Source organism: Azospirillum sp. NS33 (genome assembly GCF_059703765.1).
The window spans coordinates 86,018-101,097 of record NZ_BAAKJB010000021.1; the positions used below are offsets into that span (position 1 = coordinate 86,018).

The window sequence follows — 15,080 nt, forward strand, 5'->3', positions numbered from 1 at the left end:
GGTCACTCGGCCGCGGCGGCCGGGTCCGCCCGCTCGATCTCGTCGAGCAGGCGGGTCTCGACCAGCGTGGCGAGGGCGGCGACGGTGGGTCGCTTGAGGAAGGGGGCGGGGTGCAGGTCGACCGCGTAGCGCGCCCGCACCCGCGAAAGGAGCTGGATGCCCAGCAGGGAATCGCCGCCGAGGTCGAACAGGTTGTCGTGAACGCCGATCTCGGCGATGCCGAGCATGTCGCGCCAGATCGCGGCGATGCCCTCCTGCAGCGCGTCCTGCGGCGCCTCGAAGGGGGTGGCGAGCGCCGGCCGGGCGTGCCCCGCGGCCCGCGGCAGGGCGTCCGCCGCCGCCTGGGCCAGGGGCTGGGCCAGCAGGTCGCCGCGCACCTGCTCCAGCCGCGCCTCCAGGTCCAGGGTCGAGACGATGACCTCGGCGGCGGTGCCGGCGACGGCCAGGCCGGCGAGGATGCGGGCGAAGGCGTGCGCACCCTCGGCGGGGGCGATGCCGACGCCGTCGGGCATGGCCATGTGGCCGGCCATGCCGACCTCGCGCCAACTGTCCCAGCCCACCGCCACCACGGGATAGGGCAGGCTGCCGGCGGCCCGCCGTGCGACGGCGTCGAGATAGGCGTTGGCCGCCGCGTAATCGGCCTTGCCCAGGCCGCCGGCCACCGTCGACAGGGAGGAGCACAGCAGGACGAAGTCGGGCGGCGCCTCGGCCAGCGCCGCCAGCAGCGCGTCGGTGCCGTGCACCTTGGCGGCGAACACCCGGTCGGCGCGCTCCGGCGTCGCCTCGGCGATCAGCCCGCCGCCCGCCTCGCCGGCGGCGTGGATCACCCCGTGCAGGGCACCGAAGGTCGCACGGGCCTGCGCCACGGCGTTCCGGACCTGGGCGGCGTCCGCCATGTCGGCCCGCAGCACCAGAACCTCGCTCCCCTCGGCCCGCACGGCGTCGACCGCCGCCCGCCGGGCGGCGTCGGGCGCGGTGCGGCCGACCAGCACCAGCCGTGCCCCCGCGCTGCGCGCGAGGTGGCGCGCCAGCACCAGCCCGACGCCGCCGAGGCCGCCGGTGATCAGGTAGACCCCGCCCGGCCGGACCGGCGCGGCCGACGGCTCCGGACGGCGGACGGGGGCGACGCCCTGCACCCAGCGGTGCACGCCGCGGTGGGCGACCACCGGCGCCGTTTCGCCCGACCAGACCTCGGCGGCGAGGCGCGCCGCAGCCGCCGCGTCGGGATCGGCCGCGGCGTCGACCAGACGGCAGGTGAGGTCGGGATATTCCTGGGGAATCACCCGGCAGGGTCCCAGCACGGTGGCGCGGGCCGGCGCGATGGGCTCCTGCCCGGTCACGCGCTCCACCCCCGCCGCCACCACGGTCAGCGCGACCGCCGTGTCGCCGCCGGCGCGGTGCAGCGCCTCGGCCAGCCCGCACAGGGTGTGGAAGCCGCGGGCCTGGGCGTCGGCGAAGGCGGCCGGCGCGTCCGGCGGGGTCAGCAGCCAGAGATGGACCGCGGCGGTGACCCGCCGCCCGGCACCGCCGACGGCGTCGAGCAGCCGCTCCAGGTCGGCGCGGTCGCCGGGTCGCACGGTGTACCCGCCGTCCGGGCGCGGCGCGAAGCCGTCGCCGGCGTGGACCACGACCGCGGCACCCGGCGCCGCCGCGGCCACGGCGGCGGTCGCCGCGCCGTCGTCGCCGAACACCAGGGCGACGCCCCCGGTCGCTCCCTCGCCGGTCGCCCCGTCACCGGCCGGCGCGGCGTCGGCGCGGCGCCAGGACGGCACGTAGAACCAGTCGTCGAGCGTCCGCGCGGCCGGGCCGGCGGCCGCGGAACGCGCCGGCGCGGACGCCGCCTGCGGGTGCACCCAGTAGGATTGCCGCTCGAACGGATAGGTCGGCAGCGGCACGCGGCGGCGCGGTGCGCCGCCCTGCACCGCCGGCCAGTCGACGGCGGCCCCGGCCGCCCACAGCCGCCCCAGCGCCAGCGGCAACCGGTCGGCCTCGGCCGCCGGGGTGGCGGCGCGCGGCTGGGAGGGGATGATGACGGCCCCGGCCGCCGCGGGGTGGCGCGCCGCGAGGCGGGCCAGGGTCTCGCCCGGGCCGACCTCCAGCAGCACGCGCCGCGGGTCGGCCAGCGCCTCCCCCACCCCGTCGGCGAAGCGCACGGTGCCGCGCAGGTGGCGGGCCCAATACTCCGGGTCGGTGGCCTCGGCGGCGGTGATCCAGGTGCCGGTGACGTTCGACAGGAAGGGGATGGCGGGCGGCCGGCGCACCGTGCCCGCCACCAGCGCCCGCAGCCCCTCGCAGGCGGGTGCCACCATGGCGGAGTGGAAGGCGTGGGACACCGCCAGCCGCTGCGCCGCGACGCCGTGCCCGGCCAGCGTGCGCTCGCAGGCGGCGATGGCGTCGGCCGGGCCGGCGAGCACGCAGCGGTCGGGGCCGTTCACGGCGGCAAGGTCGCAACCGCCGCCGACGAAGGGGGCGATCTCGGCCGCGCCCAGGTTGACCGCGAGCATGGCGCCGTCCGGCAGGTCCTGGAGCAGCCGGCCGCGGGCGGCGACCAGCCCCAGGGCGTCGTCGAGGGAGAACACCCCGGCGAGGCAGGCGGCGACGTACTCGCCGATGCTGTGGCCCAGCATGGCCGCGGGCCGCACGCCCCAGCTCATCCACAGCCGGGCCATGGCGTATTCCACGGCGAACAGGGCGGGCTGGGTCAGGGCGGTGCGGGCGAGCTGCGCCGCGGCGTCGGCCGCCGCCTCCGGGGAGGCATGGACCAGCGTGCGCAGGTCGACGCCGAGGTGGGGCCGCAGGCCGTCGCAGCAGCGGGCGAACGCCTCGCGGAACACCGGCTCCCCGTCGTAGAGCTCCCGCGCCATGCCGACGTGCTGGGCCCCCTGGCCGGGAAACAGGAAGACCACCGGCGCGGTCTCGCCCGCCGCGCCGTCCGCCCGGCACAGCCGGCCGGGCACCCGCCCGTCGAGGACGGCGCCGGCGTCCTCGCCGTCGCGCACCAGGGCGACGGCGCGGCGGGCGAAGGGCTTGCGCCCGACCTGGAGGGTGTGGGCGACGTCGGCCAGTGCCGCGTCCGACCCGCCGTCCAGATGGTCGCGCATCCGCGCCAGCGCCGCGTCGAGCGCCGCCGGGGTGCGCGCCGACAGCGGCAGCAGGTGCCAGGGCCGCGGCGCCGGGGCCGGGGCTGCGGCCGGCGGCGCCTCCTCCAGCACCACGTGCACGTTGCTGCCGCCGATGCCGAAGGAGCTGACGCCGGCGCGCCGCGGCGTGGCGCCGGCCGGCCAGGGGCGGGCCTGGGCGTTGACGTAGAAGGGGCTGGCGGCGAAGTCGATCCGCGGGTTCGGCTCGCGGAAGTGCAGGCTGGGCGGCAGGGTGCGGTGCTTCAGCGCCTGCACCGTCTTGATCAGCCCGGTGATGCCGGCGGCGGCGTCGAGATGGCCGACGTTGCTCTTGACCGAGCCGATGGCGCAGAACCCGGTCCGCGCGGTGCCGGCCCGGAACGCCTGGGTCAGGGCGGCGATCTCCACGGGGTCGCCCATGGTGGTGCCGGTGCCGTGCGCCTCGACGCAGGTGATGGTGTCGGGCGGCACGTCGGCCATGAGCTGGGCGGCCAGGATCACCTCCGCCTGGCCGTCGACGCTGGGCGCGGTGTAGCCCACCTTGGCCGCCCCGTCGTTGTTGAGGGCGGAGCCCTTGACGACGGCGTGGACCGTGTCGCCCTCGGCCAGCGCGTCGGCCAGCCGCTTCAGCACCACCAGGCCGACGCCGCTGCCGATGACCGTGCCGGCGGCGGCGGCGTCGAAGGGCCGGCAATGGCCGTCCGGGGACAGGATGCCGCCGGGCTGGTGGCGGTAGCCGCCGTCGTGCAGCAGGTTGAGCCACACCCCGCCGGCCAGCGCCATGTCGGAGTCGTGGTTCAGCAGGCTGCGGCAGGCGGCGTGGACGGCTGCCAGCGAGGTCGAGCAGGCGGTCTGCACGGTGACGCTGGGGCCGCGCAGGTTCAGCTTGTAGGAGACGGTGGTGGCCAGCGAGTCCTTGTTGTTGCCGTTCATCAGCGCCTGCAGCGCGGCGATGTCGCCGAAGTCGCCGAAGCGCCCGTCGGGCATCAGGTTCAGCAGCAGGTAGGTGTTGACCCCGGTGCCGGCGTAGACGCCGATGGGGTGGGGCCAGGACGGCGCGTCGTAGCCGGCGTGCTCCAGCGCCTGCCACGCCGTCTCCAGGAGCAGGCGGTGCTGGGGGTCGGTCTCCTCCGCCTCACGCGGGGTGTAGCCGAAGAACGCGGCGTCGAAGCGGTCCATGCCGGGCAGCACGGCGCCGGCCTTCACGTAGAGCGGATCGTCCAGCAGTCTGTCGGGCACGCCGCGGGCGCGCAGCGCCTCGTCGTCGAAGCGGGTGATGGATTCGACGCCGTCGCGCAGGTTGGCCCACAGGGCGTCGACGTCCTCGGCCCCGGGAAAGCGCCCGGCCATGCCGATGATGGCGATGTCGGTGGGAGCGGTGTCGGTGGAGGCGGTGTCGGTCGCGGAGGAGATGTCGCTCATGACTGCAGCGTCCGTGTGAGGGTCGGGCGTGGAAGGAAATGGCCGCGCTGGCGCCGGGCACGGTCGCGCACGCGCTCCGCCGCCAGGGCCACCGCGTCGGTGCCGTCGCCGAGATGGGCGGCCAGCGCGGCGACGGTGCTGTGGCGGAACAGGTCGACCAGCGCCACCCGCAGCCCCAGCCGCTCCACCAGCCAGCGGTGCAGCTTGATGAGCAGCAGGGAGTTGCCGCCGAGGTCGAAGAAGGTGTCGTTGACCCCGACCCGCGGCAGGTCCAGCGCCTCGGCCCACAGGGCGGCGATGGCGGTCTCCAGCGCCGTCGCCGGGGCGGCGGCCCCGGTGTCGAAGACGGGCGCCGGCAGGGCCTGCCGGTCGACCTTGCCGTTGGGCGTCAGCGGCAGGGCGTCGAGGACGACGAAGGCGTTGGGCAGCATGTAGTCGGGCAGCGTCGCCGCCAGCCCGGCGCGCAGGGCGGCGGGATCGGCCGCGGCCCCGCGGTGGGGGCAGACATAGGCGACGAGCCGGCCGCCGTCGCTGCCGGCATGGACCACCACCACCGCCTCGCGCACCCTCGGCAGGGCCAGCAACGCCGCCTCGATCTCGCCGAGCTCGACGCGGAAGCCCCGCACCTTCACCTGGTGGTCGAGGCGGCCGAGGTATTCGAGCTGGCCGTCGGCGCGCCAGCGCACGCGATCGCCGGTGCGGTAGAGGCGCCCGCCGGCGGGGTCGAAGGGGTCCGCCACGAACCGCTCCGCCGTCAGGCCGGGCCGGCCGAGATAGCCGCGCGCCACCCCGACGCCGCCGACATAGAGCTCCCCGCAGGCGCCGCGCGGCACCGGGTCGAGGTCGGCGTCGAGGACGTGGAGGGTCCGCGCCCCGACCGGCCGGCCGATCGGGGCGTAGCCATCCTCGACCTCCTGCCCGGCCCCGCCGACCCAGGCGGTCGGCGTGATGATGGTCTCGGTCGGGCCGTAGGCGTTGACCAGCCGCGCCCCGGGGAAGGCATCCCGGGCGGCGGCGTAGTCGGCCCGCGACCAGCCCTCGCCGCCGACGACGCAGGCGCGCAGCCGCAGGCCGGCCGTCGCCGCCAGGGGCGCCACCAGCCGCAGGTAAGCCGGCGGCACGTGGATGGTCGTCACGCCGTGGGTGGCGATCAGCGCCACGAAGCGGTCGCCGGCGAGCTGGTCGCGGCTGGACAGCACGATGGCGCCGCCGCCGCACAGGGGCGTCATCCACTGCTCCGCCGCGGCGTCGAAGCTGAGGGAGAAGAACAGGAGTTCCCGGTGGCCCTCGGCGACACCGTAGAGCGGCGCGATGGCCTCCAGGTGCATGGCGAGCGGCCCGTGGGCGACCGCCACGCCCTTGGGCCGTCCGGTCGATCCGGAGGTGTAGATGACGTACGCCAGGGACTTCCCGTGCAGCGGCACGGCCGGGTCATGGTCGGCCCCCGGCGCGTCGGCCCCCGGCTGGGGGGCACCGCCGTCGACCGCGATCACCGGCACACCGCCGGGCACCGGCAGCAGCGGGCGCAGCGCGGCCTGGGTGAGCAGCAGGGCGATGCCGGCGTCTCCCATCATGTGGGCGAGGCGGTCGGCCGGGTAGTCCGGGTCGAGCGGCACGTAGGCGGCACCGGCCTTGAGCGTGGCCAGCAGGCACACCACCATGGCGACCGAACGCTCCACGGCGATGCCGACCCGGGACTCGGGGCCGACGCCGTCGGCGATCAGGCGGTGGGCCAGCCGGTTGGCGCGGCGGTTCAGGTCCCCGTAGGTCACCGTGACACCGTCGTGCACCAGGGCGACGGCGTCGGGCCGGCGTCGCGCCCACGCCTCGAACCGGTGGTGCATCGGCGCCGGCGTGCCGGCGGTGGCGGCGGGAAGCGTGCGGAAGCCGGCGACCACCGGATCGTCGGCCAGGGCCACCGCGCCCAGCGCGCCCTCCGGCCGCTCGGCCAGCGCGCGCAGCAGGCAGAGGTAGTGCCGGGCCATGGCGTCCAGGGTCGCCGGCTCGAACAGGTCGGCGGCGTAGACGAAGGTGCCCCGCACCCCGTCCGCCGATTCCCGCGTCTCCAGGGTGAGCTCGAACTGCACGGTGTGCTGGAGCGCGTCGTCGACGGCGGCCCCCAGTCCGCTCAGCCGCGCGAAGGCGGAGAGGTCCTCCACCAGATGGTTGGCCGTGACCTGCACCAGCGGCGTGTGGCCGAGGCTGCGGTCGGGCCGCAGCATGTCCACCAGCTCCTCGAACGGCAGGTCCTGGTGGGCCAGCGCCTCGCGCAGGGTGCGCGCGGTGGCGTCGAGCAGACCGCCCAGGCGGGTGCGGCCGTCAAGCTCCGCGCGCACCACCACCGTGTTGACGAACAGGCCCACCACCCCGGCCGCCTGCGCGTCGGGACGGTTGGCGACGGGCAGACCGACCCGCAGGTCGGTCTGCCCGCTGTAGCGGTGGAGCAGCGCCTGGTAACCGGAGAGCAGGGCCGCGAACAGCGTCGTCCCGGCCGCCGCCGCCCGATGGCGCAGCCCGGCCAGCACGTCGGCCGGCACGACGAAGGGGTGGCGCCCGGCGGGATGGCTCGCCTCGGCCCGGCGCGGCCGGTCGGCGGGCAGCGCCAGCACCGGATGGGTGTCGCCGAGCCGGGCGCGCCAATACGCCCGCCGGGCGTCGCCCGCCCCGGCGGCGGCGCCCGCCGCCTGCCGGGCGGCGTGATCGGCGTGGCTCATCGCCGGCGCCGGCAGCGGGACGGCGGGCGCCTCCGGCATCCGGCGCGCCCGGTAGAGGCCGGCCAGCTCGTCGATGAGGACGCGCATGGAGACGCCGTCGCTGATGATGTGGTGCATCACGAACACCAGCCGATGGCGGTCGTCGGCCACCGGGATCAGCGCCAGCCGGAACAGCGGGCCCGTGACGAGGTCGAAGGGCTGCCCGTTGAGGCGCAGCGCGGCGTCCCGGGCGAAGGCCTCGCACCCGCCAGCGTCGAGGGCGGCGTCGAGGCCGCCCGGCCGTTCCATCACCACCAGCCCGGCCGCGGCGGTGGGCAGCACCCACTGGTCCACCGCGTCACCGGGTCCGCTGCGGAACCGGGTGCGGAGGGCGTCGTGGCGGGCGACCAGGTCGTCCAGCGCGCCGCCCAGCGCGGCGATGTCCAGGGGTCCGTCCAGCGCCAGGGATGCCGCGACGTGCTGCACCGTCCCGGCCGGGTCGAGCCGCCACAGGAACCACTGCCGCCGCTGCGCCGGCGACAGCGGCACGCCGCGCCCGGCGCGGTCGGCCAGCGGTGCCGGTGCCGGCCTCCCCCCGCCGCCGGCCGCCGCCGCCGCGCGCCGGGCGATCTCGGCGGCGCAGTCGGCCAGCCGGGGGTGATCGAACAGGACCGACACGGGAAAGGCGATGCCCCAGCGCTCGGCCACGCCCGCCGCCACCCGCATCGCCGCCAGCGAGTTGCCGCCGGCGGTGAAGAACTGGCTGTCGCCGTCCAGCGCCGCGGGGGCGGGGCGGCCGGCCTCGCGGCCGATCGCCTCGGCCCACAGCTCCGCCAGGGCGGCCTCCGTCCCGCCCATCGGCGGCGGAACCGCGGCGGCGGGCGGCGGCGCGTCGTCACCGCCCAGCAGGAAGCGGCCGCGCTCCCACACGGCGTAGGCGTCCAGCCCGCCGTCCCGCCAACCGTCCCGCCAGCCGGCGCGGCAGGCGCTGCGCTGGACCTTGCCGCTGGACGTCTTGGGCAGGCCGCGGGGATTCAGCAGCACGACCACCGCCAGCGGCTCGCCGCACGCCGCGCCCACGGCCTCGCTCAGGGATCGGACCAGGGCGGCGGTGGAGGTCCGCTTGCGGATCACCCGCGACACCTCGGCGGCGATGCCGATGCCCTCGCCGTGGGGCGTGTCCACGGCGAAGGCGGCGACACGGCCCTGCCGCGCGGCCTCGACGGCCCGTTCGACCGCCTGCTCGAGATCCTGGGGATAGACGTTCTGGCCGCGCAGGATGATCAGGTCCTTGCGGCGCCCGGCGATGTGGAGCTCGCCGCCGTGCAGGAAGCCGAGGTCGCCGGTGCGCAGCCAGCGCACGCCGTCGCGTTCGACGAAGGTCTCGGCGGTCTCCTGCGGCCGCTGCCAGTAGCCCAGCGTCACGCTTGGGCCGCTCAGCCAGATCTCGCCGACCCGGCCCGCCTCCAGGTCCGCCCCTCCGTCGGGATCGACGATGGCGACGCGGTGGCCGCTGCGCGCCCGGCCGCACGCGGCGATCGGTGTGCCGTCCGGCTGCGGCTCGGCCCGTCCCGCGGCCAGTGCGGTGGGCGAGAATCCCGTCACCGTGGCCCCCGCCCCCGCCGCGCCGCCGGTGGCCATCAGCGTCGCCTCGGCCAGGCCGTAGCAGGGGTGGACCGCGCCGGCGGCGAAGCCGGCCGGGGCGAAGCGCTCGATGAACGCCTCCAGGGTGTCGCGCCGCACCGGCTCGGCGCCGGAATAGGCTTGGCGCCAGCGCGACAGGTCGAGCCCGGCCAGGCGCCCGGCGGTGGTCCGCTCGACGCACAGGCGGTAGGCGAAATCGGGACCGCCGCTGACGGTGCCGCCGTGGCGTGCGATCGCCTCCAGCCAGCGCAGCGGCCGCTCCAGGAAGAAGGACGGGCTCATCAGCACGGCGGGGATGCCGCAGTGGAACGGCAGCAGCAAACCGGCCACCAGCCCCATGTCGTGATAGAGGGGCAGCCAGGAGACGAACACGTCGTCGCCGCCCATCGCCCACGCCTCGGCGAGGACGCGCTGGTTGGCCATCAGGTTGCCGTGGCCGACCATCACGCCCTTGGGCGCCGCGGTCGAGCCGGAGGTGTATTGCAGGAACGCCACGTCGTCCGGCGCCGGCCGGTGGGGCACCCAGCGCGCCGCCGCCCGCGGGTCGACCGCGTCCACCGCCAGCGCCACGGCGCCGCCCGGGAGCGGCGAGCCGGCCGACAGGAGGCCGAGCCCGGCGGTGGTGCCGAGGACGCCCGACGCCCGGCAGTCGGCGGCGATGCCGGCCAGCCGTTCGAGGTGGCGCTCGCGGCTCGAACTCGGGGGAAAGACGGTGACGGCGATGATGCCGGAGTAGAGGCAGGCGAAGAACGCAACCACGTAGTGGACGTCGTTGTCCAGCATCAGCATGACGCGCTCGCCGGGGGCGAAGCGGGCCTGCAGCTCGGCCGCCAGGGCCCGGACCCGGCGGTCCAGCGTCGCGTAGTCGTGGGCGGTGTCGCCGCCGGCGTCCACGGTGACGAGCCCGACGTCGCCCGGCCGGCCGGTGGCCAGGGTCCGCAGACGGTCGGCCATGGTGAGGGCGTGCGGCATGGGCGCGCGGGGGGGCGCCGTCGGGCGCAGCTCGGACGTGTCGGTCATCGTGCGTACCGATGCGAAGGTGGCGGGTTTTAAGGCGTCCGGCGATCCGGAGCGGTGCTGCGGCGGCTAGGCGCCGGTGCCGGCCGGGACGGCATCCCGGCCGTCCATCCAGCGGCGCAGCGACGCCGGGCGCATGTCGGTCCAGACCGTCTCGATGTGCTCAAGACAAGTCTTCTTGTCGCCGAGCACGCCGGTGTCGCGCCAGCCGCCGGGCACGGCCTTCCATTCCGGCCAGATCGAATATTGCTCCTCGTGATTGACCAGCACGCGGAACCGGGCGTCCTCGCGGTCGAAGCAGCTTGTCGACACGGCACTTCCCCATGGCTGAAACGGGGCGGGGGTCGCTTCGCGCCCCGCACAACCAATGAGACGAACCAGCCGACGGGACGTTTAGGGGATTCCCGTCGCCGCCAGCGGCCATGGCGAGCGGCCGCGTCGCGGCGGCGACAGCCTGCCCGATGAGCAATTGATTCTCATAATCATTCGCATTATGGTGCGCGGGCACATCCCCCGGGGGATTTTGTGGTGGCGGCCCCATCCGTTGCCTGCCGCGGCGAGGGACCTGCCGTTTCGGGAGCGCGCACCGGTGTCCAACAAGACAATCAAAGCATGGTGCTTCGTGCACACATGGAGCAGCCTGGCCTGCACCGTGTTCCTCCTGATGTTGTGCGTCACCGGCCTGCCCCTGATCTTCTACGAGGAGATCAGCCACGCCACGGGACGGGCCGCCGATCCTCCCCTGCTGGCCGGCCCCCCGTCACCGCTCCCGTTGGATTCTCTCGTTGCGGCTGCGCGCTCCCGTCGCCCCGGCGAGGTGCCCCAGTACCTCGGCTTCAACAGCGACGGCGAGCCGCTGGTCTATGTGACCACCGCGCCCTCGGCCGGCGCGCCGGCCGAGGATGCCCATGTCCAGACCCTCGATTCGCGCACCGCCGCCACCATCGACGTGCCGCCGTTCGACGAGGGGATCATGTGGATCCTCTACACGCTGCACCGCGATCTGCTGGTCGGGCTGCCGGGCATGCTGCTGCTCGGCGTCGTCGGCCTTCTGTTCGCCGTGTCGCTGGTGTCCGGCGTGGTGGTCTACGGTCCGTTCATGCGGCGACTGCCTTTCGGCACCGTCCGCCGCCAGCGCAGCCGCCGCCTGGCATGGCTCGACCTGCACAACCTGCTGGGCGTGACCACAGTGGCCTGGGCCCTGGTGGTGGGGATGACGGGCGTGGTCAACACCCTGTCCACCCCCATCCTGGCGCTCTGGCAGAACGACCAGCTTCACAGCATGCTTGCGCCCTACCGGGACCAGCCGCCGCCGGTGCGCCTCGCCTCGGTGGACGCGGCGGTGGCCACGGCGCGCGCGGCGGCGCCGGGGATGGTCCCGTCCTTCGTCGCCTTTCCCGGCACGCCCTTCACCAGCGCCCACCACTACACCGTGTTCCTGCGCGGCGAGTCGCCGTTCACGGCGCGCCTGCTGACGCCGGCGCTGGTGGACGCCGGGACCGGCGCGCTGACCGACCTGCGCGCGCCGCCCTGGTACGTCTCGGCCCTGCTTCTGTCGCAACCCCTGCATTTCGGCGACTACGGCGGGCTGCCGTTGAAGATCCTGTGGGCGGTGCTCGACGCGGTCGCCATCGCCGTGCTGGGCAGCGGGCTGTATCTGTGGCTGGCGCGGCGCGGCGGCCCGGCATCCCAGGCGCCCGACGCCTCGGGCGTCGCGGCCGGAGCGGTGCCGCCGTCAAGGCCGGCGGACGGGCCGCAACGCTTCCACCACGTCTTCAGGATCCCCGCGGCACTCGCCGCCACCAGCGTCGTCGGCCTGCTGGTCGCGCTGGTCGGCGACGGCGCGCTGGACGCCGCCTCGTGGCTCACCCTGTCGGTCCCTCTCGCGGTGATCGCATGGGCCCTCGGGCGGGGCGGCGGGCGGGGCGGCGGGCGGCGCACCACCGTTCAACCGCACAAGTCGTAGGGGTTTATCCCGAGGGGCGCATCAGCGGCCCCACGGCGTCATACGCGGGTATGGATGCCCGAGGGTTCAATTTTTCTTGGTGGCGCGGCCCGCACCCGCGCTGTAAAGTGCGACTAAGAATCATTTGCATTTCGCGACGCCAGGAGGTGCTTTCGTGCCACTCGACCGCGACATCCCCGATCTCGCCGAAACGTTTCTTGGCAACCGCCCGCAGCTCTGCCGCGCCGCGCGCAAGATCGTCGGAACCTGGGAATCGGCCGAAGACGTCATGCAGGAGGCTTATTTGAAGGTGACGGAGCGGGCGCACAGCGGCGCCCGCCAGCCGGTCGCCTTCTGCTTCCACGTCGTGCGCAACCTGGCGATCGACCACTGGCGCCGCCAGGCCCTGGAGTCCAACGTCTTTTCCGAGGAGGACGAGGGCCAGCACACGCCAGCCCGCCAGGGCACGCCGGAGCAGATCGTCATCGACCGCCAGGCCCTTCTCCTCGTCGGTCAGGTGCTCGAGGGCCTACCCGCCCGCACGCGGGAGGCCTTCGAGATGCACCGCCTCAACGGACTGACCCAGCGGGACATCGCCGTCCAACTCGGCGTGTCGCCCACGCTTGTCAATTTCATGATCCGGGATGCCCATGACGCGCTGGCCCGCCTTCGCCGCCAGGTCCTGGCGGAATGAGCGCCCAGGCCGCCGGGCCCGCCGCCCTGGCGACACCGGGGGCGGCCGTTTCGACGGCCACGACCTGCCCCTCCTCCATGCGGATCAGCCGGTCGGCCTGGTCGAAGTAACGGTCGTCGTGGGAGATCACCAGGACGGTGCGGCCAGCCGCCTTCAGGTCGGGCAGGATGGTGCGGTAGAACACCTCCTTGAACAGGGGGTCCTGGTCGGCCGCCCATTCGTCGAAGACCAGGAAGGGGCGGTCCTCCAGGCAGGCCTCGACCAGCGCCAGCCGCTTGCGCTGTCCCTGGGACAGGTCGCGGGTGGTGAACGCACCGTCGCGGACCGCCACCTTGTGCTGCAGTTGCAGGGCCGCGATCAGGCGGTTCGCCCGCGCGTCGCGCGCCGCGCCGCCAACGCCGAGCAGCCGGTCGAACAGATGGAAGTCGGCGAAGACCGCCGAGAAGGTCTGGCGGTAGCGGTCGCGGCCGGCGTCGTCGACCATCGCGCCGTTCAGCAGGATCTCGCCCCCCTCGGGGCGGTACAGCCCGACCAGCAGCTTGGCCAGCGTGGTCTTGCCGCTGCCATTGCCGCCCACCAGGAAGACGACCTCGGCAGGGTCGAAGGACAGGTCGACCGGGCCCAGGGCGAAGACCTCGTTGTTGCCCTCGTGGAAATAGCGGTGGCGCACCCCCCGCAGAGCCACCCGGACCGAGCGGGCCGGCGCCGGCGCCGCCGGCGCCCCCTCCTCCCCGCCGGGGGCCGCCGGCATCTCCCGGGTGATCGCGTCGATCCGCGCCGCCGACACCTTGGCCAGGTTGGCCCGCGGCAGATAGAGCAGCAGCGATTCCAGCGGGGTCATGAGGTAGACGAAGACCAGGGCGAAGCCGGTCATGACGTGGGCCTGGTCCGGCACGGTGCCCACCAGCGCGAACAGCACCAGCCCGATGAAGGCGTAAACCAGGAACGTCCCCCAATTGGCGGAGATCAGGAAGATCGACATGCCGGTGGTGCGCCGCCGCCGCACCGCCTCGATGGTGCGGTCCAGCACGTCGCCGGCGAACGCCTCGCGCTTGGCACGGCTCAGCCGCAGCTCCTTGGCGCCGTCGACCAGGGAACGGAAATGGCCGAACAGCCGGTCCTGCTCCCGGGCCGCGGCGTCGAGGTGGCGGATGGCCACGAGATGGGCGGCGTGGTAGCCGAGCGAGCCGACGACCAGCACGCCCAGCGCCGCCAGGAACACCGTCCAGGACAGCCATGCCATGTAGACGAGGCAGCCCAGCACCACCACGGCGTTGATCAGGATCACCGGCGCGGTGGCGAAGAACGCCGCCACGTTGGCGCTGTGCTCCGACAGGGCGGAGTGCACCCGCGGCCCGCCGATCTCCTCCAGCCGCCGGAAATCGGCGGCGACCACCCGCGCGGCGATGAAGCGGCGGACGTCGGCGTGGGCCTGCTGGCCCAGGCGCTCGAACAGGACCGACGAGACCATGCGGCTCACCACCGCCGCCACGACCGTCACGGCGAAGGGCGTCAGCAGGGCGAGGCGCGCGTCCGCGCCGCCCGCCGTGAGCGCCGTGTTGATCTGGGCGACCAGCAGCACGCTGCACACGCCCGCGACCACACCCGCCAGGGCCGCCCCCAGCAACAGCCGACGGGACCGCTTGATCAAATACGCGAGCACGGGACGCCTCCGGGAAAGGGAACACACCAAGGCGACGAACCGCGCCCGGGAATGTTTACCGCCCGACGGCCGGGCGACCGCCCGTGATCGCGCTGCTGGCCCCGGTGTTCCGCGGCGCCTGGGCGCCCTATGGCGAGACGCTGGCCTGCGCCGCGGCGGCGCCGGAGGACGCCCGGCCGGTGTCGGCCCTGCTCGACGAGTCCCCCCGGCTCGGCCTCCTGCTGGCGCGGCACGCCCGGTTCCTCGGCGGGGGCGACCCGCGGGCGGTGGCCTCGGCGTGGAGCATGGCCTACCTCCACGCCCTGCTGCCGCCCGTGGTGGCCGCGCTCGCCCTGCTCCGGCACGCCGTTCCCTGCACCGCCGCGGAGATGCGCGTGGCCTTCGACGGGGACGGCCGCCCCGCCGGCTTCCACATCGCCGACCTCGGCCGCCCCCGTCCCGGGACGGACACCCCCACCCGCTTCTCGCCGCTGCTGCACGGCCACCTCCAGCCCGTGTTCGCCGCGCTGGCACGGCAGAGCCGGCTGCCGGCGAAGGTGGCGTGGTCGAACGCGGCCCGCGACGTGGCGCTGATCCTCGACCACCTGCTGGCGGAGCACGGCGACCACCCCGGCCTGCTGGAGGACCGCCGCCATCTGCTGGACGTGCCGGTCTGGCCGGACGGCCGGGCCAATCCCCTGGGCGCCGCGCCGCGCGACGGCGCCGCGGCGCCGCCCCGCCACCGTCACTGCTGTCTCTACCACCGGCTGCCGGGACGGTCCCGGTGCCCGGCGTGTCCCCTCGCACCCGAGGCCCGCACGCGGCGGTGACAAACGGCCTAAACAACGCGTCCGGTCATTCGTCATACACCAGGGAGGGCGTGGCGCCGGTCCAGGCGGCCCGC

7 protein-coding genes are annotated in these 15,080 nt (G+C 75.1%); 3 read left to right on the forward strand and 4 right to left on the reverse strand.

Annotated elements, in window-relative coordinates; translation table 11 throughout:
- Positions 1 to 2: 2 nt before the first annotated feature.
- The 3 genes from AC6H2I_RS18830 to AC6H2I_RS18840 all read right to left on the reverse strand — a co-directional run bounded on the left by AC6H2I_RS18830 (position 3) and on the right by AC6H2I_RS18840 (position 10,207).
- The gene (locus tag AC6H2I_RS18830) at positions 3 to 4,541 is read right to left on the reverse strand and encodes a type I polyketide synthase (RefSeq protein WP_497502226.1); all 4,539 of its coding nucleotides are present in this window, start codon (positions 4,539 to 4,541) and stop codon (positions 3 to 5) included.
- Entirely contained in the window at positions 4,538 to 9,898 is a 5,361-nt protein-coding gene (locus AC6H2I_RS18835) for an amino acid adenylation domain-containing protein (protein WP_497502227.1), read from the reverse strand. Before AC6H2I_RS18835 ends, AC6H2I_RS18830 begins: the two co-directional genes overlap by 4 nt.
- A gap of 66 nt (positions 9,899 to 9,964) precedes the next feature.
- On the reverse strand, positions 9,965 to 10,207 hold the full coding sequence (locus AC6H2I_RS18840; protein ID WP_497502228.1) for an MbtH family protein: 243 nt from the start codon (positions 10,205 to 10,207) through the stop codon (positions 9,965 to 9,967).
- A 310-nt stretch (positions 10,208 to 10,517) separates the two neighbouring features.
- On the opposite strand from AC6H2I_RS18840, the gene AC6H2I_RS18845 reads away from it, so the two are divergent.
- The gene (locus tag AC6H2I_RS18845; protein WP_497502229.1) at positions 10,518 to 11,861 is read left to right on the forward strand and encodes a PepSY-associated TM helix domain-containing protein; all 1,344 of its coding nucleotides are present in this window, start codon (positions 10,518 to 10,520) and stop codon (positions 11,859 to 11,861) included.
- Between the two features lie 154 nt (positions 11,862 to 12,015).
- On the forward strand, positions 12,016 to 12,534 hold the full coding sequence (locus tag AC6H2I_RS18850; protein WP_497502230.1) for a sigma-70 family RNA polymerase sigma factor: 519 nt from the start codon (positions 12,016 to 12,018) through the stop codon (positions 12,532 to 12,534).
- Here AC6H2I_RS18850 and AC6H2I_RS18855 read toward each other — a convergent pair.
- Positions 12,473 to 14,197, reverse strand: coding sequence for a cyclic peptide export ABC transporter (locus tag AC6H2I_RS18855; RefSeq protein WP_497502231.1), 1,725 nt, complete (start codon positions 14,195 to 14,197; stop codon positions 12,473 to 12,475). The two genes, AC6H2I_RS18850 and AC6H2I_RS18855, sit on opposite strands and share 62 nt — an antisense overlap.
- An 83-nt stretch (positions 14,198 to 14,280) precedes the next feature.
- Here AC6H2I_RS18855 and fhuF point away from each other — a divergent pair, with 83 nt between their 5' ends.
- A complete protein-coding gene (fhuF, locus tag AC6H2I_RS18860) occupies positions 14,281 to 15,006 on the forward strand; it encodes a siderophore-iron reductase FhuF (RefSeq protein ID WP_497502232.1) in 726 nt (241 codons plus the stop codon).
- The last annotated feature ends 74 nt before the right edge of the window (positions 15,007 to 15,080 follow it).